The 25619-nt window shown below is 62.6% G+C and carries 25 protein-coding genes; 4 read left to right on the forward strand and 21 right to left on the reverse strand.

Annotated features, from left to right (window positions below; genetic code table 11):
- Positions 1-149: 149 nt before the first annotated feature.
- The 15 genes from GWP04_04650 to lepA all read right to left on the reverse strand — a co-directional run bounded on the left by GWP04_04650 (position 150) and on the right by lepA (position 16340).
- On the reverse strand, positions 150-1352 hold the full coding sequence (locus GWP04_04650) for an AMP-binding protein (GenBank protein ID NIA24838.1): 1203 nt from the start codon (positions 1350-1352) through the stop codon (positions 150-152).
- A gap of 18 nt (positions 1353-1370) precedes the next feature.
- The gene (locus GWP04_04655) at positions 1371-2210 is read right to left on the reverse strand and encodes an ATP-binding cassette domain-containing protein (GenBank protein ID NIA24839.1); all 840 of its coding nucleotides are present in this window, start codon (positions 2208-2210) and stop codon (positions 1371-1373) included.
- Between the two features lie 14 nt (positions 2211-2224).
- Positions 2225-3400 carry an ABC transporter substrate-binding protein gene (locus GWP04_04660; GenBank protein NIA24840.1) on the reverse strand — a complete coding sequence of 392 codons (1176 nt, stop codon included), beginning with the start codon at positions 3398-3400 and terminating at the stop codon, positions 2225-2227.
- 13 nt (positions 3401-3413) lie between these two features.
- Positions 3414-4457, reverse strand: coding sequence for a branched-chain amino acid ABC transporter permease (locus tag GWP04_04665; protein ID NIA24841.1), 1044 nt, complete (start codon positions 4455-4457; stop codon positions 3414-3416).
- A 9-nt stretch (positions 4458-4466) separates the two neighbouring features.
- Complete coding sequence (locus GWP04_04670) at positions 4467-5339, reverse strand: branched-chain amino acid ABC transporter permease (GenBank protein ID NIA24842.1); 873 nt, start codon at positions 5337-5339, stop codon at positions 4467-4469.
- On the reverse strand, positions 5336-7273 hold the full coding sequence (locus GWP04_04675) for an AMP-binding protein (protein NIA24843.1): 1938 nt from the start codon (positions 7271-7273) through the stop codon (positions 5336-5338). Before GWP04_04675 ends, GWP04_04670 begins: the two co-directional genes overlap by 4 nt.
- On the reverse strand, positions 7273-8103 hold the full coding sequence (locus GWP04_04680) for an ATP-binding cassette domain-containing protein (protein NIA24844.1): 831 nt from the start codon (positions 8101-8103) through the stop codon (positions 7273-7275). Before GWP04_04680 ends, GWP04_04675 begins: the two co-directional genes overlap by 1 nt.
- Positions 8104-8323: 220 nt before the next feature.
- Positions 8324-8662 carry an HIT domain-containing protein gene (locus tag GWP04_04685; protein NIA24845.1) on the reverse strand — a complete coding sequence of 113 codons (339 nt, stop codon included), beginning with the start codon at positions 8660-8662 and terminating at the stop codon, positions 8324-8326.
- Entirely contained in the window at positions 8631-9911 is a 1281-nt protein-coding gene (locus GWP04_04690; GenBank protein ID NIA24846.1) for a MiaB/RimO family radical SAM methylthiotransferase, read from the reverse strand. Before GWP04_04690 ends, GWP04_04685 begins: the two co-directional genes overlap by 32 nt.
- A gap of 168 nt (positions 9912-10079) precedes the next feature.
- Positions 10080-10556: a helix-turn-helix domain-containing protein gene (locus tag GWP04_04695; protein ID NIA24847.1), complete on the reverse strand. Its 477-nt coding sequence runs from the start codon at positions 10554-10556 to the stop codon at positions 10080-10082.
- A gap of 51 nt (positions 10557-10607) precedes the next feature.
- Complete coding sequence (locus GWP04_04700) at positions 10608-11285, reverse strand: hypothetical protein (protein NIA24848.1); 678 nt, start codon at positions 11283-11285, stop codon at positions 10608-10610.
- Positions 11285-12355: a molecular chaperone DnaJ gene (gene dnaJ / locus GWP04_04705; GenBank protein ID NIA24849.1), complete on the reverse strand. Its 1071-nt coding sequence runs from the start codon at positions 12353-12355 to the stop codon at positions 11285-11287. The genes GWP04_04700 and dnaJ overlap by 1 nt, the downstream gene beginning before the upstream one ends.
- 30 nt (positions 12356-12385) lie before the next feature.
- Positions 12386-13384 carry a heat-inducible transcription repressor HrcA gene (hrcA, locus tag GWP04_04710; GenBank protein NIA24850.1) on the reverse strand — a complete coding sequence of 333 codons (999 nt, stop codon included), beginning with the start codon at positions 13382-13384 and terminating at the stop codon, positions 12386-12388.
- Positions 13385-13393: 9 nt separating this feature from the next.
- Entirely contained in the window at positions 13394-14563 is a 1170-nt protein-coding gene (gene hemW, locus GWP04_04715; GenBank protein ID NIA24851.1) for a radical SAM family heme chaperone HemW, read from the reverse strand.
- Complete coding sequence (gene lepA / locus GWP04_04720) at positions 14553-16340, reverse strand: elongation factor 4 (GenBank protein NIA24852.1); 1788 nt, start codon at positions 16338-16340, stop codon at positions 14553-14555. The genes hemW and lepA overlap by 11 nt, the downstream gene beginning before the upstream one ends.
- Before the next feature lie 98 nt (positions 16341-16438).
- Here lepA and rpsT point away from each other — a divergent pair, with 98 nt between their 5' ends.
- Entirely contained in the window at positions 16439-16708 is a 270-nt protein-coding gene (gene rpsT / locus GWP04_04725; protein ID NIA24853.1) for a 30S ribosomal protein S20, read from the forward strand.
- 133 nt (positions 16709-16841) lie between these two features.
- Here the strand turns inward: rpsT and GWP04_04730 are convergent, their stop codons facing one another.
- From GWP04_04730 to GWP04_04740, 3 genes are all read right to left on the reverse strand, one after another.
- Positions 16842-17837 (reverse strand): hypothetical protein, encoded by a 996-nt coding sequence (locus tag GWP04_04730; GenBank protein NIA24854.1) that lies wholly within the window; start codon positions 17835-17837, stop codon positions 16842-16844.
- Positions 17834-18649, reverse strand: a complete 816-nt coding sequence (locus GWP04_04735; GenBank protein ID NIA24855.1) for a dihydropteroate synthase — start codon at positions 18647-18649, stop codon at positions 17834-17836. The genes GWP04_04730 and GWP04_04735 overlap by 4 nt, the downstream gene beginning before the upstream one ends.
- Positions 18650-18795: 146 nt before the next feature.
- The gene (locus GWP04_04740) at positions 18796-19251 is read right to left on the reverse strand and encodes a hypothetical protein (protein NIA24856.1); all 456 of its coding nucleotides are present in this window, start codon (positions 19249-19251) and stop codon (positions 18796-18798) included.
- Positions 19252-19526: 275 nt separating this feature from the next.
- Here GWP04_04740 and GWP04_04745 point away from each other — a divergent pair, with 275 nt between their 5' ends.
- A complete protein-coding gene (locus GWP04_04745) occupies positions 19527-20345 on the forward strand; it encodes a hypothetical protein (GenBank protein NIA24857.1) in 819 nt (272 codons plus the stop codon).
- Between the two features lie 10 nt (positions 20346-20355).
- Here the strand turns inward: GWP04_04745 and GWP04_04750 are convergent, their stop codons facing one another.
- Positions 20356-22503: an MBL fold metallo-hydrolase gene (locus tag GWP04_04750; protein NIA24858.1), complete on the reverse strand. Its 2148-nt coding sequence runs from the start codon at positions 22501-22503 to the stop codon at positions 20356-20358.
- The gene (locus GWP04_04755; GenBank protein ID NIA24859.1) at positions 22500-23045 is read right to left on the reverse strand and encodes a ComEA family DNA-binding protein; all 546 of its coding nucleotides are present in this window, start codon (positions 23043-23045) and stop codon (positions 22500-22502) included. The genes GWP04_04750 and GWP04_04755 overlap by 4 nt, the downstream gene beginning before the upstream one ends.
- 71 nt (positions 23046-23116) lie before the next feature.
- Between GWP04_04755 and GWP04_04760 the strand changes: the two genes are divergently transcribed.
- Positions 23117-23920 (forward strand): polyphosphate kinase 2 family protein, encoded by an 804-nt coding sequence (locus tag GWP04_04760; GenBank protein ID NIA24860.1) that lies wholly within the window; start codon positions 23117-23119, stop codon positions 23918-23920.
- A gap of 138 nt (positions 23921-24058) precedes the next feature.
- On the forward strand, positions 24059-24787 hold the full coding sequence (locus tag GWP04_04765) for an arginase family protein (GenBank protein ID NIA24861.1): 729 nt from the start codon (positions 24059-24061) through the stop codon (positions 24785-24787).
- On the opposite strand, the gene lgt is transcribed toward GWP04_04765, so the two are convergent.
- The gene (gene lgt / locus GWP04_04770; protein ID NIA24862.1) at positions 24619-25602 is read right to left on the reverse strand and encodes a prolipoprotein diacylglyceryl transferase; all 984 of its coding nucleotides are present in this window, start codon (positions 25600-25602) and stop codon (positions 24619-24621) included. The genes GWP04_04765 and lgt overlap by 169 nt on opposite strands.
- Positions 25603-25619: the final 17 nt, after the last annotated feature.

Below are 25619 nucleotides of genomic sequence, written 5' to 3' on the forward strand. Positions count from 1 at the left end.
CGTCAGCCGTCAGCCGTCAGCCGTCAGCCGTCAGCCGTCAGCCGTCAGCCGTCAGCCGTCAGCCGTCAGCCGTCAAAGCGTTCCCAACAAGAGCACACCACGTCAACTACTGAAAACTGATGATCGAAAACTGATTACCGATGACCGTCTCACTCCCAGGTACGGCGGTCGTCGATGATGTCATCGCCGAGCAGACCATCGACGACCTGCACGTCGACACGAAAACGCAGCGCCGACCTGATCTTCTCTTTGACTGCTTCGGAGAGGGCTGACTCGTCGACTCCCTCCTCGGGAACGATGTGGCAGCTCAACTCGTCACGATGCTCGACCCGATCGATCACAAACCTGAATGAGTCCAGGCCGGGAGTCTCCGCGAGCGCCCGTTTGGCCTGAGCCGGGTGCAGGAACATCCCCCGAACCTTCACGGCGTCACCGACACGACCCAGCCACCCGGCGAGACGCGGTGTCGGATGTCCACAGGCACAGGGTGTAACGATGAACTTGGAGAGATCTCCCGTCCCGAACCGGACCAGCGGGTAGTCCTCCTCGAACAGGGTGACCACGACTTGCCCCTCTTCTCCATTCCACAGCGGCTCACCGCTGATGGGATCGCAGACCTGCACGAGCGCGTCGTCCGGGACGTGGAGACCCTCGGCCCGTTCGCACTCGTAACCGAGGTTTCCCGCCTCGGCCGTTCCATATCCCTGTCGCACAGACGACACCCGTTCTTCCAGCCAGGACCGCAAAGAGGGCGGAAGCGGCTCGGCGGTCACGAAAGCGTGTTGGATCTGCAGATCGACACCGCTCACCTCGGCTTTCTCGAGCAGCGCCTTGAGGTAGCTCGGAAGTCCTATGAACGCCGTGACCCCCAGGTCGGCGCATGCCTGCACCTGTAGGTCCATGTTTCCGACTCCCCCGGGCAGAACCGCACATCCCACGGCGCGCGCACCCTCTTCGAACATCGCTCCTGCCGGAGACAGGTGATAGCCGAACGCGTTGAGGACGACGTCGTCAGGTCCGAAACCGGCGGCGCGGAGCGCCGACGCCCACCGCCACGGATCGGTCCGATCCAGTTCAGGCTCGTAGAGAGGTCCCGGCGACTGGAAGAACCGGCGCACCACGGCGCCTTCGGCAAGCAAGCCCCCGAAGGGACGTTTCATGATCTGTAGCTGCAGGAGGTCGTCCTTGGAGAGCACGGGGAGCCGGCTCAGATCCCGAACGGTGAGCATCTCTCCGGCCACGAGGCCTGCGCTCTCGAGCCGCTCGGCAAACGCAAGCGATTTCGCCGCCGCAGCTTCCACGAATGCACCGACCGCCGGATCGAAGCCGCGGCCGTATTCCTCAGGTGTCATCGGTTGTCTCCTCGAGCCTCAGAGCCAGCGCTTCCGCCGTTTGTAATGCTTGACGTCGCGGTAGCTCTTGCGTTCACCCGACTCGCTGATTCCCAGGTAGAACTCTTGCACGTCGGGGTTCTCGGCCAGTTCACCGGCCGGCCCTTCGAGCACGATTCGGCCATTCTCCATGATGTAACCGTGATCGGCGATGTTCAATGCCAGCTTGGCGTTCTGCTCGACGAGCAGAACCGTCGTCCCGAGATCTCGATGCAGCCTCTGGATGATGGCAAAGATCTCTCGCACGAGGATTGGGGCGAGCCCGAGCGACGGCTCGTCGAGCATGAGCAGCTTCGGTCGCTGCATGAGGGCACGCCCCATCGCCAGCATCTGCTGCTCACCGCCGGACAGGTAGCCGGCCACCTGATTGGACCGCTCCTCGAGACGCGGGAAGTACTCATACACCAAGCTGAACTCGTCGGACACGTTGCCTACCCGCCAGCGAGAATAGGCTGCAGCGATCAGGTTCTCGTGCACGGTCAGATGTTCGAAGACCCTCCTTCCCTCCATGACGAGCGAGATCCCCGATCGGACGATGTGGGCCGGATCGAACTCGGTGATCTCCGTACCATCGAAGCTGATGTGCCCTTCGCTGATCTCGCCGTCTTCAGACGGCAGCAAGCCCATGATCGCTTTGAGGGTCGTGGACTTGCCGGCTCCGTTCGCTCCGAGCAGGGCGATGAGATCGCCACGTTCTACCTGTAAGGACAGGCCGCGTAACACGAGGATCACCTCGTCGTAGATCACCTCGACGTTGTTGACGTCGAGAAGCACGCCGGCGGCAGGGGCGGTTTCAGCCGCCCCTGCCGGATCGTCCATGGCCATAGTCGTCACTACGGGGTCATCTCCCCAATGACACGTGTCCAGATTCCGTTTTCCACCTGGTAGATACCGGCACCCGGCATCCCCTTATGGCTGGTGGGAGAGAATCCGATGGTCGCACTGACGCCGCCGGTATCGAAGCTACTCATCGCCTCGAGAGCGGCCTTGATCGCCGGACCCGTCACCTCGTCACCAGCGTCGACGACATTCTTGATGGCCTGAGCCATCGCAGCCATCGTGTACCAACCCTGCGTGTAGTGCAGACCCTCGTCAGCCAGAGAGTCACCCTTCGAAGCGAGGTACTCGCTCGGTGTCTTGAAACCGGGGTCGTTCGACTGCACAGATGCCCATGGCAGGACACCCATGACGCCTTCTGCAGCGTCACCGGCCAAGTTCACGAATCCTTCGTCGGCACACCAGTTCAGGCAGATCATGGTGACATCCAACCCTTGACCTTTGACGTCACGGGCCAGCAGCGCCGCAGGGCTCGATACGTTCTGCACGATGATGTGGGTCACGCCCTGAGACTTCGCCTGCGTCAGCTCGGCGAGGTAATCGGTGGCACCACCAGGCATCGCATAGTCCGCGTATCCCATATCCAGTCCCTTTGACTGGATATACGCAGCACCGTCGGCAACCGGCGAGAGCCCAAACGGGCTGTCATGGTGGAACACGGCGATCTCTGCATGACCGCTGTAGTTCTCACTGATCCATTTCAGCGCGATTCGCATCTGATCCGAGTAGCTGGTCGCCACAACGAAGTTGTACGGCGTCTCGGCCGCGTTCGTGAGCGCCTCCGAGTAGGAAGCGGACATGAATGGGATCTCGTCTTCGGTGATCCGGGTCCTCAGAGCTTCCGTGTCACCGGTGCCCCAGCCCATGAACGCGACGATTCCCTCCGAGACATACTGCGAGTACAGCTGCTCTGCGGTGTCCACCTTGTACTGGTAGTCCTGCCACTTGAGGTCGATCTGGCGTCCGTCGATCCCACCCTGTCCGTTCAACCAGTCGACGTAGCCGCGCACACCGTTGGCGTACGGCGTCCCCACATCTCCGGTTGGTCCGGTCAGGTCGAAGATCGCGCCCACCTTGATCGGTTCACTGCTGCTCGAGCCACCACCTCCACAGGCGGCTACCAGCAGGGCCAGCACCAACCCTAAGGCAAGGTAGATTGCGGTTCTCTTCATGGCCTTCCTCCTCTCAGTATCTGAATGGCCACAGACGGAAGTAGTCACGGATACGTTCCCATATCCGGGCGAGCCCGCGGGGCTCGAAGATCAGGAACAGAATGATGACGAGCCCGAATACGCCGAGCTGGATCGCGGGAAGCTGTTGGGACAGGCCCGGGAGTACCCCTTGGATGGACTGACCTGCACGCTGGATCAGCGCGGGGACCAACGTCATGAATCCGGCTCCGTAGATTGCCCCGGCGACACTGCCGAGCCCACCGACGATGATCATCGCCAAGTAGGTGATCGATACATCAAAGGTGAAGCGCTCCCAGGTGACGATGCTGCGATAGGAGGCGAGCAGAGCCCCGGCAAGACCGACGAACCCGGAAGAGATGGCGAACGACCACAGCTTGTACTTCCAGACCGTGACCCCGATCACATCCGCGGCGATGTCCTGGTCTCGAATGGCCACGAATGATCTGCCGAGACCGGTCCGAAACAGATTGAGCGCTGCCAGCGTCACGAGAACGACAACCACCAGGATGATCCAATACCAGATGAACTCAGACTTGATCTTCTCTCCGAACATGACCGGTCGGGGGACCACGAGCGATTCGACACCACCGGTGACCACATCCCACGTTCGAACGACGTAGATGATGATCACTTGCGCGGCCAAAGTGGCGATCGCCAGATAGAGCCCTTTGAGCCGAACTGCCGGAAGGCCGATCACCGCTCCAACCGCCGCGGTGACGAACACCGCCGTGATAATCGCCAGGGGTGTCGGCCAGTGCAGCCGCGCGATCAGGATGCCAGACGTATACGCCCCGACGGCAAGGAACCCTCCCTGCCCGAGACTGATCAAACCGGTGAAACCGGTCAGGATGTTCAGCCCGATGGCCCCGATTGCGGCGATACCGACCAGATTGAGAATTGTGAGCCAGTAGGAGGAGGCCACAAACGGAGCCACTCCGAGAAAAGCGACGAGCAGCATCAGCCGGACCCAGTCCGCCTTGGTCTGACGAAGCGCCAGATCTTGACGGTACTTGGTGTGGTAGATGCCCGTGGCAATTGCCATCGCTTACACCCTCTCGATCCGCACTTCGCCGAACATTCCGTACGGCTTGATGAGCAGCACCAGGACGAGCACCAGGTACGGGACGACCTCGCCGAGTCCGGCGCTCACGTAGCCCGCAACGTACTGACGAGTGAGTCCGATGATGAGCCCTCCAATGAGAGCACCCGGGATCGAATCCAGGCCCCCGACGATTACGACCGCGAAGACCAGCAACCCGAACGAAGCTACGCCGACGGAAACGCCGATCATGATCGCCACGAGGACGCCGCCGAAGACCGCGCTGACGGCAGCCAACGCCCATGACAATGCGAAGATCCTGCGGACACTGATTCCCATCACCATCGCTGCCTGCTGATCGTCTGCAACTGCGCGCATCGCCACACCGAAGTGGGACCTGCGGAAGAAGAGAGCGAAGGCCGCCAAAGCGACAAGGGCAATACCGATTGCCCACAGCCGGTTCTGTGGAAGCGGCGCACCGAAGAGGACGACAGAGACGTCCGGGATAATCGTCGGCATCTTGCGCAGGTTGGTCCCCCAGATCCCCTGCACGAGTGACCTGAGCACCGCCGAAAGGCCGATCGTGACCATGATCACCGCAATCGCGGACTCCCCGACCATCGGCCGAAGCACGGTTCGTTCGATGGCCACCCCCATGGCGACCGCTACGACAACTCCCAGGAGCACTGCCAGGGGCCATGGCAGCCCGAGGGTCACCATCCCGGCCCAGACCACGTAGGCGCCGATGAGCAGAAACTCCCCCTGCGCAAAGTTGATGACACCCGTCGCTTTGAAGATCAGGACGAACCCCAGCGCTGCAAGGGCGAGGATCGCCCCGTTTGCCAGACCGTTGATCGTCAGCTGAATGAAGGTACTCATCGCCCGGTGCTCCATGCATAACGACGGCGTTTGCCGGAGGGTGTAAACGTCTCCATGTCGAAGATCCGCAGACCGACCTCACGATCAACCGTCGTCCCATCCTGATAGGTGATCGTGCTGGTGATCGTGACCCCATCCCTCTCCGGCGTGTACAGCGCCTCGATGAGGTCCGCGTACCGGGTGCCGATCGTTCCACGGCGGACCTTGCGGGTCCGGGTGATCTCGTCGTCGTCCGGATCGAACTGCTTGTGCAGAATGAGGAACCGCTGCACGCGGGCGCTGACCGGCAGGTCCTGATTCGCCTTGGCGACGTCCTCTGCGACCAGTGTGTACACCTCATCCATCTGCGACAGGTCCGTGTAGGTCGTATATGCCAGGTGCTCTCGCTCTGCCCATGCACCTACCGTCTGACCATCGATGGTGACAATGGCCGCGATATATGGGTGGTCTCCGCCAAAGGTCACCGCCTCTTCGACAAACTGTGAGAACTTCAGCTTGTTCTCAATGAATGCGGGTGAGAACGCCGTGCCGTCAGGAAGGTGCATGACGTCTTTCGCCCGGTCGATGACAACCAGTTGTCCCTCCTCGTCGATGAAGCCGGCGTCGCCCGTGTGCAGCCATCCATCGGATTCAAGGGCGCTCTTGGTCGCTTCCGGGTTACGGTAGTACCCCTGGAACACTGCCGGAGAGCGCAACAGGATCTCTCCGTCGTCTTCAATGCGCATCTCTGTTCCGGCAATCGGGGTGCCCACCGTGTTGAACTTGATGTCTCCATCCCGGTGAACGACGGCGATACCACAGATCTCCGTCTGTCCGTAGATCTGTTTGAGGTTCACTCCGATCGAGTGAAAGAAACGGAACACATCGGGTCCGAGCGGCGCACCCCCCGTGTAGGCACGTTTGATGCGAGTGAGACCGAGCTGGTCGCGCACGGGTCTCATCGCGACCACCTCCGCGATCGCCAGCCGGAACCGCAAACCCAAAGGAAGCTGTCTTCCTCGCACGAGGAGTTCCGCTGCTTCCTCCCCGACATCGAATCCCCACGAGAAGACGCTCTTCTTGAGCCAGCCGGCTTCACCGATACGCACCTGCACCGTTGACAGCATCGACTCCCAGATGCGCGGCGGAGCAAACATGACGTTCGCTCCTATCTCACGCATGTCGGACTGGACCGTTGCGGCCTCCTCGGGAAAGCTGATGGTGAACCCGGCCTGGAATCCGCAGGCCAACGCCATCATCTGCTCACCCACCCACGCAAACGGAAGGAAACTCACGAAGCGGTCGTCCGCCTCGAGCGGGTCTGCCTCCATGAGGTTCCGCCCCATGGAAAGAAGGTTGCGATGACTCAGCATCGCCAACTTGGGCAGGCCGGTCGTGCCGCTGGTCGTGCACAGCACGGCCGTGTCCTCACCCGAACCCAGGTCGATCTGCTCGTCCATCCAATCCGGATGCTCGGCCTCGAATGCCCTCCCGAGCTCTTCGACGTCGGTGAACTCGATCAACTTGGGATCGTCGTAGAGTTCGAGGCCCTGCGGGTCGTAGTAGATGATCTTCTCGATCGTCGAGGGAAGATCGATCAGCTTGTCGACCTGCTCCTGATCTTCGGCAACGATCACTCTGATTCCTGCATGCGTGATGATGTGGACGATCTCCTCGCCGATGGAGGTTGGATAGATTCCCACCGACATGCCCCCCAGCGACTGGACGGCGAGTTCGGCGATCAGCCATTCCGGACGGTTGTCGCCGAGTATGGCGATGACATCTCCTCGACGGACCCCCATCGTCGAAAGCCCCTGCGCAAAGGCCCGAACCCGCGCGTTGAACTCCGCCCAACCCTCCGCCTGCCAGATTCCGTAGCGTTTCTCCTGCAAGGCGATTCGATCACCCGCAGTTGCCGCCATGTTCCGAAGTATCTTGGGGAACGTGTCCGGCATCAACTCTGGTCCTCCCCGAGGTACGCCTCGATCACGGCCGGATCCCTCGAAACTTCCGCCGGAGACCCGGAGGCTACGAGCTGACCGAAATCGAGAACACTGACCGAGTCCGAGATGTCCATGACGACGCCCATGTCATGTTCGATGAGAATGGTGCTGATGCCGGCAAGCTGATTCACATCGAGAATGTAACGGGCCATGTCCTCCTTCTCTTCTGCGTTCATACCGGCCATCGGCTCGTCCAGCAGCAGGAGCGCAGGCTGCATGGCCAATGCACGCCCCAATTCGACACGTTTCTGGAAGCCGTATGCAAGTGAGCCGACAGCCTGGGACCGCACCGATTGGATCTCGAGTAGATCGATGACCTCCTCGACAAGCTCTCTGTGTTCGATCTCCTGCCGCAGGGCAGGTCCGACGAACAGCATGGATCGCCAAACGCTATGGCGCATGTGCACGTGTCGTCCGAGCATGAGGTTTTCGAGCACCGTCATGTGCTGAAAGAGCTCGATGTTCTGGAACGTACGAGCGACACCCCAGCGCGCCGTCGCGCTCGGGGGGGCTTTGGTCAACTCGTGTAGCGCCTCACCGTCGTTGAGGGTGATACTCCCCCGCTGCGGACGATACAGGCCACTGATGCAGTTCAGCAGGGAGGTCTTGCCTGCACCGTTGGGCCCGATGATGGCATGAATCTCTCCCTGACGGATGCTGTCCGAGACGTCGCGCAAGGCCTGCACACCGCCAAAAGCGAGGCTCACATCGTCAATCTCCAGCTGCAGTGTTCCCGGTGAAAGCCGGCTGCCATTCAGTGTGAATCGATACGTTCTCGACATAGCAAGGTAGAGAGCGTACCAAGACGATTACCCCCGATGTCGGTGGAACCACGATAAATATCAATGCCAAGAAATGGGATATGCAGAGACCCAGGCAGCCGGTCAGTCGGCAGCCGGCAACGACCCTGCGCTCGCCCCGCGGTCTCGCATCGACCTGAGGCTGCGATACGAAGTACGAAGTACCAGGTACCGAGTGCCCCTTATCAGGACCCGGAACCACTCAACGTTGCGGCTCGGCCCATCCGCCCATGAGATGGAAATGCAGATGGAAAACCGTCTGCCCGGCTGCGGCGCCGACGTTGGTGACGACCCGCCACCCCTGATCGAGGCGCCTCTCGCGAGCAATGGCTGCCGCCGTGCCGAAGATCTCCGCGAGGAGGCCGCCTTCGGCACCCGTGATCTCCGCCACGGAGTCGGCGACATGCTCCTTCGGGATGATCAACACGTGCGTCGGTGCCACGGGGTTGATGTCGTTGAAGGCCAGAACATGCTCGGTTTCCGTGACGACATCGGCAGGGATCGAGCCTTCAACGATCTTGCAGAAAAGGCAGTCCTTCAACGAGCACTCCTTCCATGTAGTCCTTCTTGGTCGAGGCTACCAACACGTCCACCACTCGGCCGACGAGACTCGCAGCGCCTTGGAACGTCACCCGCGCGTACGTGTCGGTGTATCCGCTCAAGCCGGCCGTTCCGGTCGTTTCTGCCGGTACGGCCTTCTCGACGAGCACTTGCACGGTCTGGCCGTGGTGAGCCGCGAGCCAACGCCGTCGGATGTCGGCGCCGACCGCCCGTAGGGTGCGGGATCGTTCTTGCTTGATCGAAGCGTCGAGCTGGTGGGGGTCGTCCGCTGCAGGCGTCCCCACTCTCGGCGAGAAGCGGAACACGTGCAGTTTTTCGAACCCCACGGCTTTGACGACCTGAAGGGTCCTGGAGAAGGCCGCATCATCCTCGCCAGGAAACGCGACCATCACGTCGGTGGTGAGTGCCACACCCTGTATTCGCGAACGCGCCGTTTCCACAACCTCCAGAAGACGATCCAGCGTTCCTGGCCGCCGCATCACCTGCCACAGGTTTGGATCCCCCGTCTGCAAGGGGATATGGATGTGTCGGCAGAGCTTCGGCTCCGTTGCGATCATGTCGAGCAGGACATCGTCCACCTGTGATGCCTCAATGGAGGAGAGACGAATCCGCTCCAGTCCGGTGAGTTCGGCGAGGTCGCCGAGAAGCGACCCCAGCGCTCCCGGCCTGCCGACGTCATGCCCATACTTGCCCAGATGCACACCCGTCACAGTCAGTTCCCGAACTCCCAAGTCCACCAGCCTGCGAGCGCGTGACAGGATTTCGTCACGGTCCGTGCTGTGCAGCGTCCCCCTGGTCCGGGGAACGATGCAGAACGTGCAGCGTTCATCGCATCCGGTCTGTACCTTGAGGTTCCTGCGCGGGCTCGGAAAGAGGACGGGAACGGGCACACCGGCACCGATGTACTCGGCGACACGGCCTGCGAGGCCGTCTTTGATCGGCAGAACCGCATCAACCCCCTCCATGGCGGCAACATCCGTCGACTGGGCGACCGCGTAGCAGCCGGTGACGACCACGGTGGCGTCCGGGAACTCTCGAACCGAACGTCGGATCAACTTGCGGGATGCGGACGACGCCTCCGAGGTGACCGCGCAGGTGTTGACCACGACGACGTCCGGCGCCGAGCCCCCGGTGCCGATACCGCGGTCTGCCAGAGCGAGAAGGATCTGGTCACTCTCCGCCTGGTTGAGCCGACACCCGAGCGTCCTGAGCACGCCAGTTCGTCCCATGAGGTGGCGAGGGTACTCGCGTAGCTCGCTTCGCGAGCGTACGCGGTATTTCACATTTCGTGTCGCGGCCGTATGTGTGCCCGCTGTCGTAGGGCGAACGTCGCGGCTCTTGCCGACTGCTGGATGCCGGCCGCTGAAAACCGGCAGCCGGCAGCCGGAAGCCGGCGGCTAGACCGAATCCCCCAGCCCGAGTTCGGCGAGGACGCGTGCTACCCCGTCTTCGGTCTCTTCGAGAAGCCCGGCGAGGATCTGAAGGTCGCTGCGACGCAGCGTCAGGACCCGCCCGTTGAAGTCCTGGCGCATCAATTGAATGGTACGAAGGAAACGATCGACGATGTCCCCGGTCTGTCCGTCCGAGCGTTCGACCTTCTCCAGGTCGATCGTGATGCCCCCGCTGCTCCACGATGTCGCTCCGGTTCGCTCCGCCTCCGGTAGGAGTTGTTCGATGGGAACGCCGTAGACGGCCGCCAGTCGGTGCATACGCGGAAGCGACAGACTCCGCTCACCGCGCTCGTAGGCGCCGAGAACGGATGCTTTGAACTCGAATGCAGACATCTCTTCGACATCCTGAAGGGAAAGCCTCTTCTGGCGACGAATCGCCCTCAGCCTTCGACCAACAGACTGGTTGTACGTCGCCTCCGTCATCAGCCCGACTCCCTCCGTGCGACACCCCGAAGCGTCACTCACAGTGATACTCTACCTGGAGGAGGCGCTCTTGTCACCCCTCTGCGTGGTGTTTCCTCGGAGAAGCACTGCGCCGACAATGGCCGCCGTTTCGACTCTCAAGATCCGGTCACCGAGACTGACCGGAGACCCAGGAACCTCCCCGGCAGCGAACCCCCCTTCGGGCCCGATCAACAGGGTCACGTCGCTCTGAGCAGACACAATCGGGGCACCGCCGGGATCTGCCACGAGGAGTCTGCCCTCCAAGTCTTCGGCGTCGAAGAGGCCGTCCCGGACCTCCATCAGCCAAGCTCCCCGGCTCTGTTCGAGAGCAGACCGGGCCCACGAGTGAACCTTGTCCGCTCGGGGCACTCGGGTATTCCCGTGCACGGTGCGAAGCCAGACCAGTCGTTCGATACCCAGCTCGCCGAGCTTCTCGACCAGGAATCTCGTCCGCTCGCTCGAACGCGGTGGTGCAACGGCGATGGCGACCGCGGCAACCGGAGGGGTGACGCAGACCTCGTCGCCTCTCTGGACCATGCCGCTCGAGAGGGTCCCCTCACCGGTCCTTCCCCTCCCGTCGGTGTAGGAGACCGTTGCCCCATCCGTGAGCCGCAGCACGTCGTACAGGTGGTGCTGCACCGCTTCGGACATCGGAACCGCCGAGCCGCCCCACGGTGGCTCCAAGTACAGGTGCGGCACGTGTCGCATCACCAAAAGCGTCGCTTGGCGCGGACCGTATCCCCACGAAGCTCCGCGAATTCCCGGAGCGCATGCTCTTCCTCTTTGGAGAGACGCTCCGGAACGACGACCTCGACCACGACGTTGAGGTTGCCTCGTCCCCGTCTTCCCAACCGCCCCATCCCCTCGCCGGGAATCGGGATCGTCTGCCCTGGCTGTGTTCCCGGTGGAATCGTCAGGTTCATCGATTCGCCTTCGATGAGCGGGATCGACACCTCGGTACCGAGCGCAGCCTGCGCGATGTCGATAGGAACGACATAGATGAGATCGTCGCCATCTCTGACGAACCTTTGGTCGGGCTGGACCCGGATCTCAACGTAGAGGTCACCCGCCTGAGCGCCACGAGGAGCCGCTTCACCGCGTCCCGCCAGCCGCAGTCGAGTCCCGGTCGACACCCCCTGGGGAATCTCGACACTCACGGTGCGTTCCTCCCGCACGACTCCCTGACCTCCACACCTATCACACGGCTCGGACACGAGACGACCGCCGCCCTGGCAGAGGCTGCAGGTCGTCAGCGTCATCATCTGACCGAAGATGGAACGTCTGGCAACCTGCATCGAGCCCGTGCCGCCGCACTGGCGGCAGGTCTCCACCGACGACCCGGGAGCGGCGCCGGACCCGGCACACTGCCGACACTCCGACAGCGCACGAAACTTCAGCTCCGATGTCGTCCCGAAGGCGGCATCGGCCAGGCTGACGCGCGCCTCTACGGCGACGTCCCTGCCTCGGGCCGGTCTGCGTTGTCCTCCAAAGCCGAAGGGGCCACCGGTCCCAAAGACCGATCGGAGCAGATCGTCGAACCCTCCCATCAGCAAGTCGCCGAGGTCGACCGTTTCTCCGTGGTCGAACGCCCGGCGTCGACCCGGATCGGACAGCACTTCGTACGCTTCGGCCACCTCACGAAAGTGGGCGTCGGCACTCGGATCGCCCGGATTGGCGTCGGGATGCGTCTCCCTGGCCAGGCGCCGGAATGCTCTCTTGATCTCGTCCTGGTCGGCGTCCTGGGAAACACCCAGGATGGAGTAGTAGTCCTTACGCATGGAATTCTCAGTGCAGTGATCCGATGTTGTTCACGAGGAGCCCAGACTCTCCTCGAGTGTCTCGCCGACTTCTTCCACGGCGGAGATCGCCCGACGATAGTCCATACGCATTGGTCCGAGAACTCCAACACTGCCCTCACCGGATTCACCGAGCTTGAACGTCGTCGAGACCACGGCGAGGTTCAGGTCATCGCCGATATCGAGCTCATCACCGATCTGGATGCCGGTGCCTCTCTTCGACAAGATCGAGAGCACCATCGCTTCACGCTCGAGCAGTTCGAGGATGCTGCGAACCGCCACCAGGTCCTCCCACACATCTGTCATCTGCGCGGTTCCGGAGATGTAGATCTCTCTTGATCCACGCTCGATCCTTCCGACAGCACTCATTACCTCGCGGACCAATCCGGCAACGGGGCCTGGCAGGTGCAACGACTGCTCAACACCTTCCGCAAGTGCCTCATCGACAGACCCGCGCTCGAACACGTCGCCCAGGGCCCGCTCGGCCGCGGTCACTTCACGCGGATCGACAGGCTTCTCGAGCCTGATCAATTCCTGGGTCACACGGCCCCGATTGGAAACGAGCACGAGCAACAGCACCTGAGGAGCGAGCGGCACCAAGTGAACGCCGCAAACACGCTCCATGGCGACACCGGGACCGGCCACAATCGCCGGGTAGTGCGTGATATCGCTGAGAAGTTCCGTCGTGGACTTGAGCAGGTCCGAGAGACCCTGATGAAACGACGAGAAGAAGGACTGGATCCTGAGCCGAGTCTGTGAGCGAAGGCGCACTGGCGCACAGTGGTCCACGTAGTAGCGGTACCCCTTGCCCGTCGGGGCGCGTCCGGCAGACGTGTGTGGCTGGACGACGAAACCATCCGATTCGAGCGCGGACAGATCATTGCGAATCGTCGCCGAAGAGACGTTCAAACCGGACAGGTCGAGCACGGCCTTCGATGACACCGGTTCGCCGGTGCGAATGTACTCCTCGACGAGCGCCCGCAAGACCTGGGACTTCCGCTCGCTGAGCATACTGATAGGTTAGCAGTCGCACCCCGCGAGTGCTAAAACCGCTCTACTCACCTCATCGGTCAGCAGGGGGCGACGAACACGAATCCGGCTGCCCTGCCGCTCGATCACACCGGCATGCTGCAGACGAGTCCCCCACACGGATTCGAGGAGACGAACACCGCCGTGACCAGCCTCGACCCCGGCGGTCCTACGAAGTCCGAGGAAAAGGCGTTCCTGCTCGCGTCCCCAGGAGTCGAGCCGCTCAACGCTCTGCACAGGTCGGATCCCGGCTTCGACCCGGTTCAGGTAGGCGTCGATCCGATGAACGTTGCGGGCACGCTCACCGTTGCGATGGCCATGGGCGCCGGCCCCGAAAGCCAAGTAGTCGCCTTGTGCCCAGGTGACCAGGTTGTAGACACATGTGTGCCCCGGCCGCGCGTAGTTGGAGACCTCGTAGCGCACCAGGCCTGCCGCCGCGGCCGCCTCTTCGAGGGCCTCGTACTCGTCGGCTTGCAGGTCGGCGTCAGGCGCCGGTGCTCCGGCTGCGACAGCCCGGCTGAGTGCAGTCCCCCGCTCGACCGTCAACCCGTACGCGGACAAGTGGTCAGGAATCAGCGAGAGAGCCCGTGCAACCCCACTGACCCAGTCCGCCTCACTCTCACCGGGCGTCCCGAAGATGAGGTCGACGTTGACCGAAAAGCCTGCCAGTCGGGCGGTGCTCACCGCCACCTCAGCCTGTTCGGGAGTGTGCGTCCGACCCAGGGTCTTCAACACTTCACCATCGAAGCTCTGGACGCCGAACGAAACACGCGTGAATCCGGCTTCGCGAAGGCCGGCTTCCACTACGGGGGTCCAGTCTTCGGGATTCGCCTCGAGGCTGATCTCGGCACCGGGAACGATCCCAAATCGCCGATCCAAGGCATCGACGATGCCCGCAAGGAGCACGGGCGGCACGCGTGACGGGGTCCCACCACCCACATAGACCGCATCGAGTCGCTTCCACGCCGGCTCCATCTCTATCTCGGAAATGACGGCCGAGATGTAACGCTCGATCAGATCGTCCCTGCCGGCGACCACGTTGAAATCACAGTAGGGACAAAGACGGGCACAGAAAGGAACATGCACATACGCTGCCGCCAGCGAGGATGCGGCATCGGCCAGCACAGGGGAATCCGGACGCAGCGGCTCGTCAATCGTCATCGTCGAGCCGCAGGGCGGAGATGAACGCCTCCGGGGGAACTTCGACACTGCCGACCATCTTGAGCCGCTTCTTGCCCTCCTTCTGGCGTTCGAGGAGCTTTCGCTTGCGGGTGACATCACCGCCGTAGCACTTGGCGATCACGTCCTTACGCTTCGCCTTCACGGTCTCACGAGCGATGATCTTGCTTCCGATGGCAGCCTGGATCGGAACATCGAAGAGCTGCCGGGGAATCAGCGTTCGAAGCCGGGCAACCATCCGGCGTCCGTAGCGGTAACCCTCATCCTTGTGAACAATGGCCGAGAACGCGTCGACCTTTTGGCCGTTGAGGAGGATATCGACCTTGACGAGCGCGGCGGTACGGTATCCGGCCGGCTCGTAGTCGAGAGATGCATACCCTCGAGTGCGCGACTTGAGTGCATCGAAGAAGTCGAACACCACCTCTGCAAGCGGGATCGCGTAGGTGAGTTCGACTCGCTCCGGCGTGAGATAGTGCATGTGCTGCATGATTCCCCTGCGGCTCTGAGCGAGATCCATGACCGTACCGACATACTCGGTGGGGACCACGACCAGGGCATTGATCACCGGCTCGTCGAGGTGATCGATGCGTCCAGGATCGGGCAGGTCGGCTGGAGACCGGATCTCGACCGTGGAGCCGTCGACGAGGTGAACCCGATATGCGACCGATGGGGACGTTGCCACCAGATCGAGCCCATATTCACGTTCCAGGCGCTCGCGAACGATCTCCATATGGAGCAATCCGAGGAACCCGCAGCGGAAGCCAAACCCCAGCGCCCTCGAGGTCTCCGGTTCATACACCAACGCGGCGTCATTCAGCCGCAGCTTGTCGAGCGCCTCGCGGAGACGTTCGAAGTCTTCCCCGTCGGAGGGGAACAAGCCGGAGAACACCATCGGTTTGGGCTCCGCATAGCCGGGAAGCGGCTCGGTCTTCGCATCGAGTGTTACCGTGTCGCCGACCCGGATGCGACCGATGTCCTTGACGCCGGTGATCAGGTACCCGACCTCCCCGGCGCGCAGTTCCAACACCGGTTCGGCTCGCGGCGTAAGCACGCCGACTTCTGCAACCGCGTGACGTTCGTGGGTCGCGGTGAACATGACGCTCTCACCTTCACTCAACTCCCCGTCGACGACCCGGATGTAACACACGACTCCCCGATACGCGTCGTAGTAGGAATCGAACACGAGTGCCCGCAACGAAGCGTCCGCGTCGCCCATGGGCGGCGGTATCTCCTCCACGATCCTCTCCAGGAGTTCATCGATACCCTCACCGGTCTTGGACGAGACCCGCAAGATGTGAGCCGGATCGACCCCCAACAGCGAGACGATCTCCCCCGCCACCCGGTCTGGATCCGCGGCCGGTAGATCGATCTTGTTGATGACAGGGATGATTTCGAGGCCTGCGTTGATGGCCAGGTAGGCATTGGCAAGCGTTTGCGCCTGCACCCCCTGGGCGGCGTCGACGAGGAGCACGGCTCCCTCACACGCCGCCAACGAACGGGAGACTTCGTAGTTGAAATCGACGTGACCCGGAGTATCGATCAGATTCAGCGTATAGGTCTGACCGTTCGGGTGTTCATATCGAAGCCGGACCGCCTGTGCTTTGATCGTGATCCCGCGCTCTCGCTCCAAGTCCATCGAATCGAGCACTTGGTCCCGCATGTCGCGCGCGCTCATCGCCCCCGTTCGTTCGAGAAAACGATCGGCGAGCGTCGACTTGCCATGGTCGATGTGCGCGATGATGCTGAAGTTGCGTATCACGAGAACGCTGCATTGTACCGGTGCACCTGCGCTGCTAGGCTCCCCTCGCTCGACGGAGCAGCTCTGCCCGTCACTGTCCTCAACACGAAGATTTACGCATGGCCAACATCAAATCACAGATCAAACGAAATCGTCAGAACGAGAAGCGCCGTGTCGCCAACAAGGCAATGCGTTCCGAGCTGAAGACTCGTGCGAAGCTGGCGGAGGCCGCAGCCGCAACCGGTGACGCGGCGGCTGCCGAAGAGGCACTCCTCAACGCCCAGAAGCGTATCGACATGGCTGCGACAAGAGGCCTGATCCACAAGAACACGGCCGCTCGCAGAAAGTCACGACTCGTCAAGCGAGTCAGAAGCCTGCTGGAAGGCTGAGCCGAGCTCGCAAGCTCGCTTCGCTCGCTCTACCTGGTACTCGGTACCGCGACGTAGCATCGACGCAAGACCGCGGGGCGGGTATGAGGGCTCGGGTGGGCAGGGCACAGTCGTACATTGCGCGGTCGCCCGGTCAAGCCCTTCGCGGTCCTCCATACCAACGGCAGAGCGCGACGGTCAACCGTTCCAACGTGAGCTGATGTGTCTCCGCAGGACTCGTCTTCAGGATCCTGTCTGCACGTGCGAGCGCACCGAGGGCTCGTTGCAGAGCCGAATCAGAACTCTTCGAACGCCCCTGCCAGGCCTTTCTGACCGGAAACGATGACGATGGTTGGCCAAGCCACTCTGCGAGTGTCTCGAGGTTCGGCGCAGATGCTGCCATGGAACGACGGCGGAGGTCGTTCTCGAGGAATCCGAGGAGCTGCAGCGGATGCCCGTGTACGAGAAAGTCGGACAGCCGGCGCAAAGCCTGACCGACGTCTCCAGCGGAGACGGCATCGGCGTAGTGCCAGATCGGTTCGTCCGGACGGTTGGCGAATCTGACGTTCACGTCGTCGATGGTGACCTCGTCCAGGCCCGTGAGCTGATCGAGTGCTTGAGCCATGGAAGCCACATCGGAGCCGAATTTCCTGAGCAGCGCTGCCACTGCATCGGGACGGACCCGCAAGTTTCGGCTCTTGATCTGGGCGAAGAGCCAGTCGTTCGCGTCCTGTTCCCGGATCTTCTTGACGGTGATGACCTCGCCGTCGGCTTTCACCTTCTTCGCCACCGAACTCGGGAGACTTCCTGCCGCCACAAAGACGACCAGCACCGCCTCCGGATCCATCCGGTCCAGTAACTCTGTGACGACTTCGGCTTCTGTCCTCTGCAGAGACTGCGCGTCGACGACTTCGACGCCGAGTCGGTCGCCGAACAACGATCCGGACTGCAACGCCGGGACGATCGGCTCGACTCCGGCACGGAGCACTCCCCCCTCACCGACCTCCTCGGCACCTCGCGCCGGAACGTCGATACGTACGGTATCCGAGACACCGGCCTGCTCAAAGAGGCGACGGGAGCGTTCGAGCATTTGCTGACGCTCACCGGGCGCCGCGCCGGAAGGGCCTTGTACGGCGATGATCGCTTTCACGAGCCGTCTCTTCCGAAGAGACGAACGAGGTCACACGCCTGCTCGACATCGTGGACACGAATGATGTCGGCCCCGTACTCGAGAGCGAGCGCCGTATAGGCCATCACTCTCGCCAGTTCACGTTTGCGTGGTACGGGGATCAGGACCGGATGCCCGAGCTTGCGAATCACGTCCAGATGCCGGATGACCCGCAGTTGTTGACGCGTGTACTCCTCGTAGTCACTCGGGTAGTTGATGGAAAGGCCCGGATCGAGGATCAGATCTGTGACCCCCAGTGCCCGCAGATCGTCGAGGCGCGGCGCAAACCGTTCGGCCACCTGAGCAGCCTTGTCCTGGATGAACTCGAGGTTGCCGACCGAGAGGGGATCCTCGCCTTCCACGTAGGTGACGACCGCAGGCACCGAGGCCGACCGGACAACCTCGACCATGCTTTCACTCCGCATGCCCCCCGTGTCATTGACGATTGCCGCTCCGGCATCGATGGCCCTGCGAGCGACCTCGGGCTTCCAGGTGTCAACCGAAACGACGAAACCGTCGGCCGTGAGGAGATCGAGTGCCGGCAAAAGGCGTTCAAGCTCTTCTTCCGGCGACAGTTCCTCATTGTCGAAGTGAGAGGACTGGCCTCCCAGATCGATGATCGCCGCGCCATGGTCCCGGTACCTGCCGGCCATCGCCAGCGCCTCGTGCGGCGAGTCGGCCACCGTGTGACGGTTGTTGGACTCGGGCGAGAGATTGATGACACCCATGACGTAGGTCCGATCGCCAGTGAAATCGAAGCATCGATTCCCGGCCTCAAAACTGAAGGCGCTCACGAGACGGAGCGTAGCGGAGGCCGGTCGTCAGTCGTCAGTCGTCAACGCGTTCCCAACAAGAGCACACCACGTCAACTACTGAAAACTGATTACTGATGACTGATGACTGATGACCGAAAACCGATGACCGAAAACCGAAAACTGACCTACGGTCCGACGAGCAGCGAGCCCGTCAGCTCGTGAGCCCCGGGATCGAGATGGAACGTCACCGTGTCGGTTCCCGTCTCCGCGGGGTCGATACGACCGATCGCCACTGGGATCACCGTACGGTTCAACGACAGATCAACCGTGCCCTGCCATGGATATGCCGAGTTGTTCGTGACACGGACCGTGAGGTCGAGCCGACCCTCCGGTTTGGCTTTGGCTTTCAGGTCCACAGCCAGGCCGCCGCAAAGGCCGGACTCTTCCCCGGCTTGTCCCGTCGCCGAACTGGTGACGACGGCACTGCCGTCTTCGGCAACGATGACGCCGAATGGTGCTGCCACGTTCTCCTCACAGGTCAGCACGTGAGTGAGGCCGCGAAGTGATGATGCGGCAATCGGGATCAGGAAGACCCCGAGAATCAACACGATCGCAATCCGCGATTTGAGGATCGATGGCATGCCGCCAGTGTACGACGTGTCACCTGCCGGCTTCCAGCAGGAAGCGCTCCCATCAAAGGCCGAGACTCATGGCTGGACGGCGGAAGCGGACCGGTGGGAACTAGTGCCTCGACACACAACCAATGTGCCGTTCTGCCCGCCAGAAACGCCACTCGCGGCGTTCTCCGCCTCGACACCACAGCGGGTACTTCTTCGTTGTGCAGTCTTCCGAGCGACGGCCTTGACCCAACATCCACACCACGAACGTCGCCTGGCAAGGAACTACCATCCAAGCTGTGACGAACATTCCCTACCGACGTATACGCGTCCTTCTCACCGGCGTCGGGCTGATCGTGCTCAGTCTCGTTGCGCTGATCATGTATGTGCGCAGCGTCGATCCCATCGAAGTAGTCGGAACCCTGCTCTTCATCCCCGTCTTCCTCGGCTTGATGTTCTGGGGCCTTCGCGGTGGTGTGATCGTCGGGTTGGTCGCCGCGGTCTCGTACGCCGCCATTCGCTCGCCTGCGATCGCAGCCGTTGGCGCCGGTCGATTCACCGGACTGATCCTCGGCAGAGCGGCCGGATACCTGGCGTTCGGAGCGGTCGGCGGCTGGGCAGCGGATCAGTTACGTGTTTCGATCGACAAGCTCGGCCTGTACGACCAGATCGACGATGCAACGGGCCTGCTCAACGCCAGAGCGGTCATGCAGACGATCGACATGGAACGTAGCCGCGCCCTGCGATACGAAAAGGTCTTTTCGGTAGTACTCGTCGAGATCCCCACATCGGTGTTCGAGTCATTGCGACGGCGCAAGCGCGACACCGCACTCAAGGAGATCGGCCGAGATCTGGCGGCAAGCATCAGGGCTGCCGATCGCTGCGGGCATGCGCTGGAGGCAGACCGGCATTTGATCACCGTCGTTCTCCCGGAGACGGGCCGTCAGGGAGCCCAGAGCTTCTTGGATACGCTTCGGCTCCGCCTCGCGGAAGGCTTGCGGAATCGCGGCGCCTCCCCGGATGGGATCGTCGGGAGTCTCGTTACGTTCCCCGATGACGCCGTCGACGACATCGAGGTACGACTGCAAGCGATCGCGCAGCAGGAGTTCCCTGACTGATCACGGTGCGTCATCGGAAGGGGATGACGATATCTCCTTCTTCGTCCGTGCGCCGCACGATGATGCCGACGGACTCGAAAGCCCTGATGACCTCGAGAGATGGATGTCCGAACGTGTTCGACCCGACACTGACGATCGCCTGGATCGGTCTCGTCGAGAGGAGCCATCCGACATCCGAAGTGTCGGCTCCCTGGTGGGGTACTTTCAGCACGTCGGTGGAGATGGGTCCGAGTTCGGACTGAGCGATCCTTTCCACATCACCAGGGAAGAGCATCGTCGTCTCGTGACTCTCCACGACGAGCACGAGCGACTGATCGTTCGGCGATGCATAGCGCCGCAAAGGCCCCACCACGCTGATGTCGAGGTCCCCGATGGCCGCCCGCTCTCCGATCGATGGCACCAGGACCGGAATTCCTCGCCGCTCGGCCTCGGAGAGCAGCTCGGCGGCGGCAGGCCCGCCGTCCAGATATCCGGAGTGCCACAGGGCTCCAACAGGGAGATGTTCGATAACGGCCAGGAGTCCTGCCGCGTGATCATCATGTGGATGTGACAGCACCATGAGATCGATGCTGCGGACTCCGTACTCCGTGAGCTTGTGCAGTATCAGCACGGGATCCGGCCCCCCGTCGATCAGAACCGTTTCACCGCCCGAACCGATGAGGAGTTCCGAGTCCCCTTGTCCGACATCCAGGAATACGGTCGACGCGCCGGTCACCCGATGTGCGGGGACGACGACCGTGGCCAGCACGATCGCCCCTGCAACCACGGCGAGCAAGGGGCGCAAGCTGCGCGATCGGGCGAGGAAGCCGCCTGCAGCAATCAGGAGTGCCGCCATCGGCCCGATCTGTGGCCAACTCGAGGCAGCCTTCGCTATGAACAACACGGCGCCCGCGGCACACACCCCGACTTCGGTCAGGAGCCGCGCTCCTGTGAGGAGTCCGATTCCTCCGGATGCCGTCGAGATCATCACCAATGGCGACGCAACGAGATTGGCCAGCGGCGAGAGCAGCGGCAATGTACCGAAGTGGGCAAGAAGAACCGGAGCAACTGCGATCTGCGCTGCGACGGTCACTCCCAAGGGTGCACCGACCCAGCGGGGAAGCCGGTCCTTGAAGAGATCGGCGCCCGCCATGACCCCGACCGTCGCGGCTACGGAGAGTTGGAATCCGATATCTCCACCAAGTTCGCCCGACACCAGCAACAACGTCGAAACCGACATGCCGAGTGCGACCCATGGGGTGAGGGCGATTCCGACGGCGCGAGCCACCAGCAGGAGACCGGCCATGCCCGCGGCACGAAGGACCGAAGGCTCCCAGCGGGTCACGACCACGAACACGGCCAGGCCGACCAGTCCGACGACCGCCCTCCGGCGAGGTCCGAAGGCGAACGGTCCGACAATGACCCACCAGAGCAGAAGGAACAGTGCAACGTTGGACCCGGAGACCGCTACGAAATGCGACAGTCCCGACCTGCGAAGCTGGTCGGACGCCACCGGCGGCAGCCGGCGCACATCACCGATCAGGAACCCGGAGAGCAGCGCTTCCGCGGCGTCCTCGCCGTGAGCGTCCAGCCCTACCGCGATCCTTCGCCGCACGGCATTCCCGACCAAGAACAGAGGGTCGGTAGCCGAAGACACGATCGTCACACTCGCACCCCGGATGACGCCTGCGTACGGATCGCCACGTGCCCTCCCGGCCTGCGTCCGGGCGGTACCTCGCACGATCACGTGATCCCGAGCAGCAATGTCAGCTGACCTATCGACCGCGACGAGGATGGGAGCCCCATCCCAGACCTGCCACGTGCGGTCACGCTCGATGTGAGTCGGTTGGAAGAGGAACCACTCGCCGGATCTGCCAGGACGGAGGTCATCGATTGCCCAACCGGCGAGCCTGACAGGACCGTCGACCGAAGGAGCAGTGAGCACCGAAGACTCCCTTGCCGCAGACAGCGAGCCGGAGAGCGAACCGGCCACGACCAGCGCAGCGGCGACGACCGCCCAGTTTCGACGGACAGCGATCAGAATCGTGCCTCCGGCGACCACTGCCCCGGCGACCGCGAACGTGCCCGCGAGCCTGCCGACAGCCACGGCACTCCACACGAGCGCTCCAGCACCCAGAGTCCACCGTCCGGCAACGCCGGGCGGTCGCAGTCGTGTCACGGCACGATCACCGCATCACGAAGCGCCGCGAGCTTTCCTTCACCGATGCCGGGGACATCCAGCAGATCCTCGACGGTCTCAAACGGCCCGTTGAGCTCCCGGTAGTCGAATATCCGCTTGGCGAGAACCGGTCCCACTCCGGGCAGGGACTCCAACTCCTGGGCGTCGGCACGATTGATCGCCACTTTGCCTGAGTCCACGGCCGTCGACGACCCCTCGGCATCGATCGCGGGCACATCGACTTGCTGCCCATCAGAGATCGGTGCGGCGAGATTGATGCTGCTCAGTCGCGCGAAGGGAAGGGCTCCGCCTGCTCCTGCGATGGCGTCGGCCACGCGCGCCGGCGCCTCGATCTCAACGAGGCCCGGATGGAGCACCGCCCCCGACACGTAGACGGTCACCATGTCGACCACGTCCTCTGGGCGAATCACCGGTGGGGTCTCTACAGGAGCCGTGGCCACGCTCGGCCTGCCGAACCAAAGGCCGGCCGCCGCGGCGAGCGCGAGCGCCCCTGCTGCGATGAGAGCGGAAAATCGAGTCAAGGATTCCTCGCTGCTCTTGTATCACCCTGTTGACGCCGGGTGAAGTAGGTTGTGCTCGACCAAGGAGGCCCATGAACTGCCATCGCGTCGAACCCGAAACCGCCGTCCGCCTCTCCGACCGGGATCCAGCGGATGCCACGGCGTTTGCCGGCGGCAAGAACGCGGGACGCAAGAAAGCCGAGGCGCTGAATCGCAGATTGGAGAAACTCCAGGAACTGCTCTACGCGGAAGGCAAACACCGGCTCCTCGTCGTGCTGCAGGCGATGGACACCGGCGGCAAGGATGGAACGATCCAGCATGTCTTCGACGGCACGAACCCACAGGGTGTCAAGGTCGCCTCGTTCAAGAAACCAACGCCACAGGAGCTGGCCCACGACTACCTGTGGCGGGTCCACCCGCACACGCCGGGCAACGGCGAGATCGTCATCTTCAACCGTTCCCACTACGAGGACGTCCTCGTCGTCAGAGTGCACAACCTCGTTCCGCCCGACATCTGGAGTCGGCGCTACGACCAGATCAATGCCTTCGAAAAGAGACTCGCCGATGAGGGCACGACGATCCTCAAGTTCTTCCTGCACATCTCCAAGGAGGAGCAGCGTCGACGGCTGCAAGCCCGCCTGGACGAACCGACGAAACACTGGAAGTTCTCCCGGAACGACCTCGCCGAGCGGAAACGTTGGGACGCCTACACGGAGGCGTACGAGGCCGTCCTGTCAAAAACGTCCACGCTCTGGGCACCGTGGTACGTGGTTCCTGCAGACCGAAAGTGGTACCGCAACCTGGTCGTGTCCGAGGTGCTGGTCGACACGCTCGAACGTCTCGACATGCGGTACCCGGAGGCGGAGGAGGGTCTCGACCAGGTAGTGATCACCTGAACGGTTTTCCTGTCAATGGCAGCGTCGGATAGCGACGCCAGCATTGACCAGAAAGCGGAGGTGATTTTCCTGTCAATGGCAGCGTCGGATAGCGACGCCAGCATTGACCAGAAACGGGAGAGAGATAAGGTCGTCACCATGGAACGCATCGCCGTCCCGTTCTTCATCGGTGAACCGATGCGGGGCTTCCGGATTCCCGAGCCTCATCGCACGATCAACCCGACCCTTCCGCAAAGCCCTCCTCAGCAGCGTATGGCCGTCCTCTACCGTGCCCTCGCCGACGAAGTCGCCCGCATCGATCGTCCGTGCGTGTACGCCGGAGATTGCCTGGCAACGATCGGGGTCCTTGCCGGTCTCCAGCGGAGAGGCGTCTCCCCCACCGTGGTCTGGTTCGACGCACACGGTGATTTCCACACCTGGGAAACGACCCCCTCAGGGTTCCTCGGTGGAATGCCGCTGGCGATGCTGGTCGGTCGAGGCGAGCGCACGATCATGGCCGGAGCCGGTGCGACGCCGATCGACGAGCACCAGGCGATCCTGGTCGACGGCCGTGACCTCGACCCGGGTGAGCCGGTCGACTCGTCGGAACTCCTTCACGTATCCGTCGACGAACTGCAGGGACTGCTTCCCGAAGATGCCCCGCTCTACGTGCACATCGATGTCGACGTAGTCGACCCTACCGACATGCCGGCCGTGAACTACCCGTCGCCCGGCGGCCCGTCGCTGGAAGCCGTAGCGTCGTCGTTGCGGTCGATTGCGTCGACAGGCCGGGTAGTCGCCTGCTCGATCTCGTCCTGGAATCCTGCGCTCCCGGAAGCGGAGACTGCGGCGGCTGCAACCGAGACACTCGTCGACGCGTTGGCGTAGCCGCGCGCAGCCGACACCTGTCGAACCACGAATATGGCGAACGCAACCACTACCACCAGTGCGGCAACGAGCTGATTGGCCCGAAACCCGAGCACGTGCGTGGCGGAGTCGGTGCGGATGAACTCGAAGAGGAAACGACCGAGACCGTAGAACACCAGATACCCCATGATCATGTTGCCTCTGGCGATCTTGTACCGTTTCTCGATCCATAGCAGCAGCGGGATCACGAGCAGCGCGTTCCATGCCGACTCGTAGAGAAATGTCGGATGGAAGGTGGCCACGTCGGCATACTGGGCAGGTCGGAACTCTGGGGCGATCTGCACTGCCCATGGAAGGTTGGACGGGGTACCGAACAGCTCCTGGTTCACGTAGTTGCCCCAGCGTCCAATCGCCTGGGCGGCAGGCAGGCCGATCGTCGCCGCATCCGCGAACGCGGCGACGTTCCAGAACCGCCCCTTGCCCGGAGTCTTGTGGACGAGCATGAGGACGACGCCGACGATCGCTCCGACGGTCAGTCCACCGAAGAAGGCCAAACCACCTTCCCAAATCGCAAAAGCGTGCCACAGACCCCCAGAGGTCACCTCGGCCCAGCGAGGGATCACATACGCAGCCCTGGCCCCGAGCAACCCTCCGATGACCGCCCATATGGACACGGTCTCGGCGAGGTGTGGGTCTCCGCCGTAGCGCGCGAACCGCCGCATGGTCACCCAGATCGCGACGAGCACGCCGATGCCGATGAGCAGCCCGTAGTAGTGAATCGTCAGAGGGCCGATCGACAGCGTGTTGGTTGATGGGGAGGGAATCGACGCGAACATCGGCATGAGGCTACCGC

Source organism: Gammaproteobacteria bacterium, assembly GCA_011682695.1.
Lineage (GTDB): Bacteria > Actinomycetota > Acidimicrobiia > Spongiisociales > UBA4744 > BMS3Bbin01.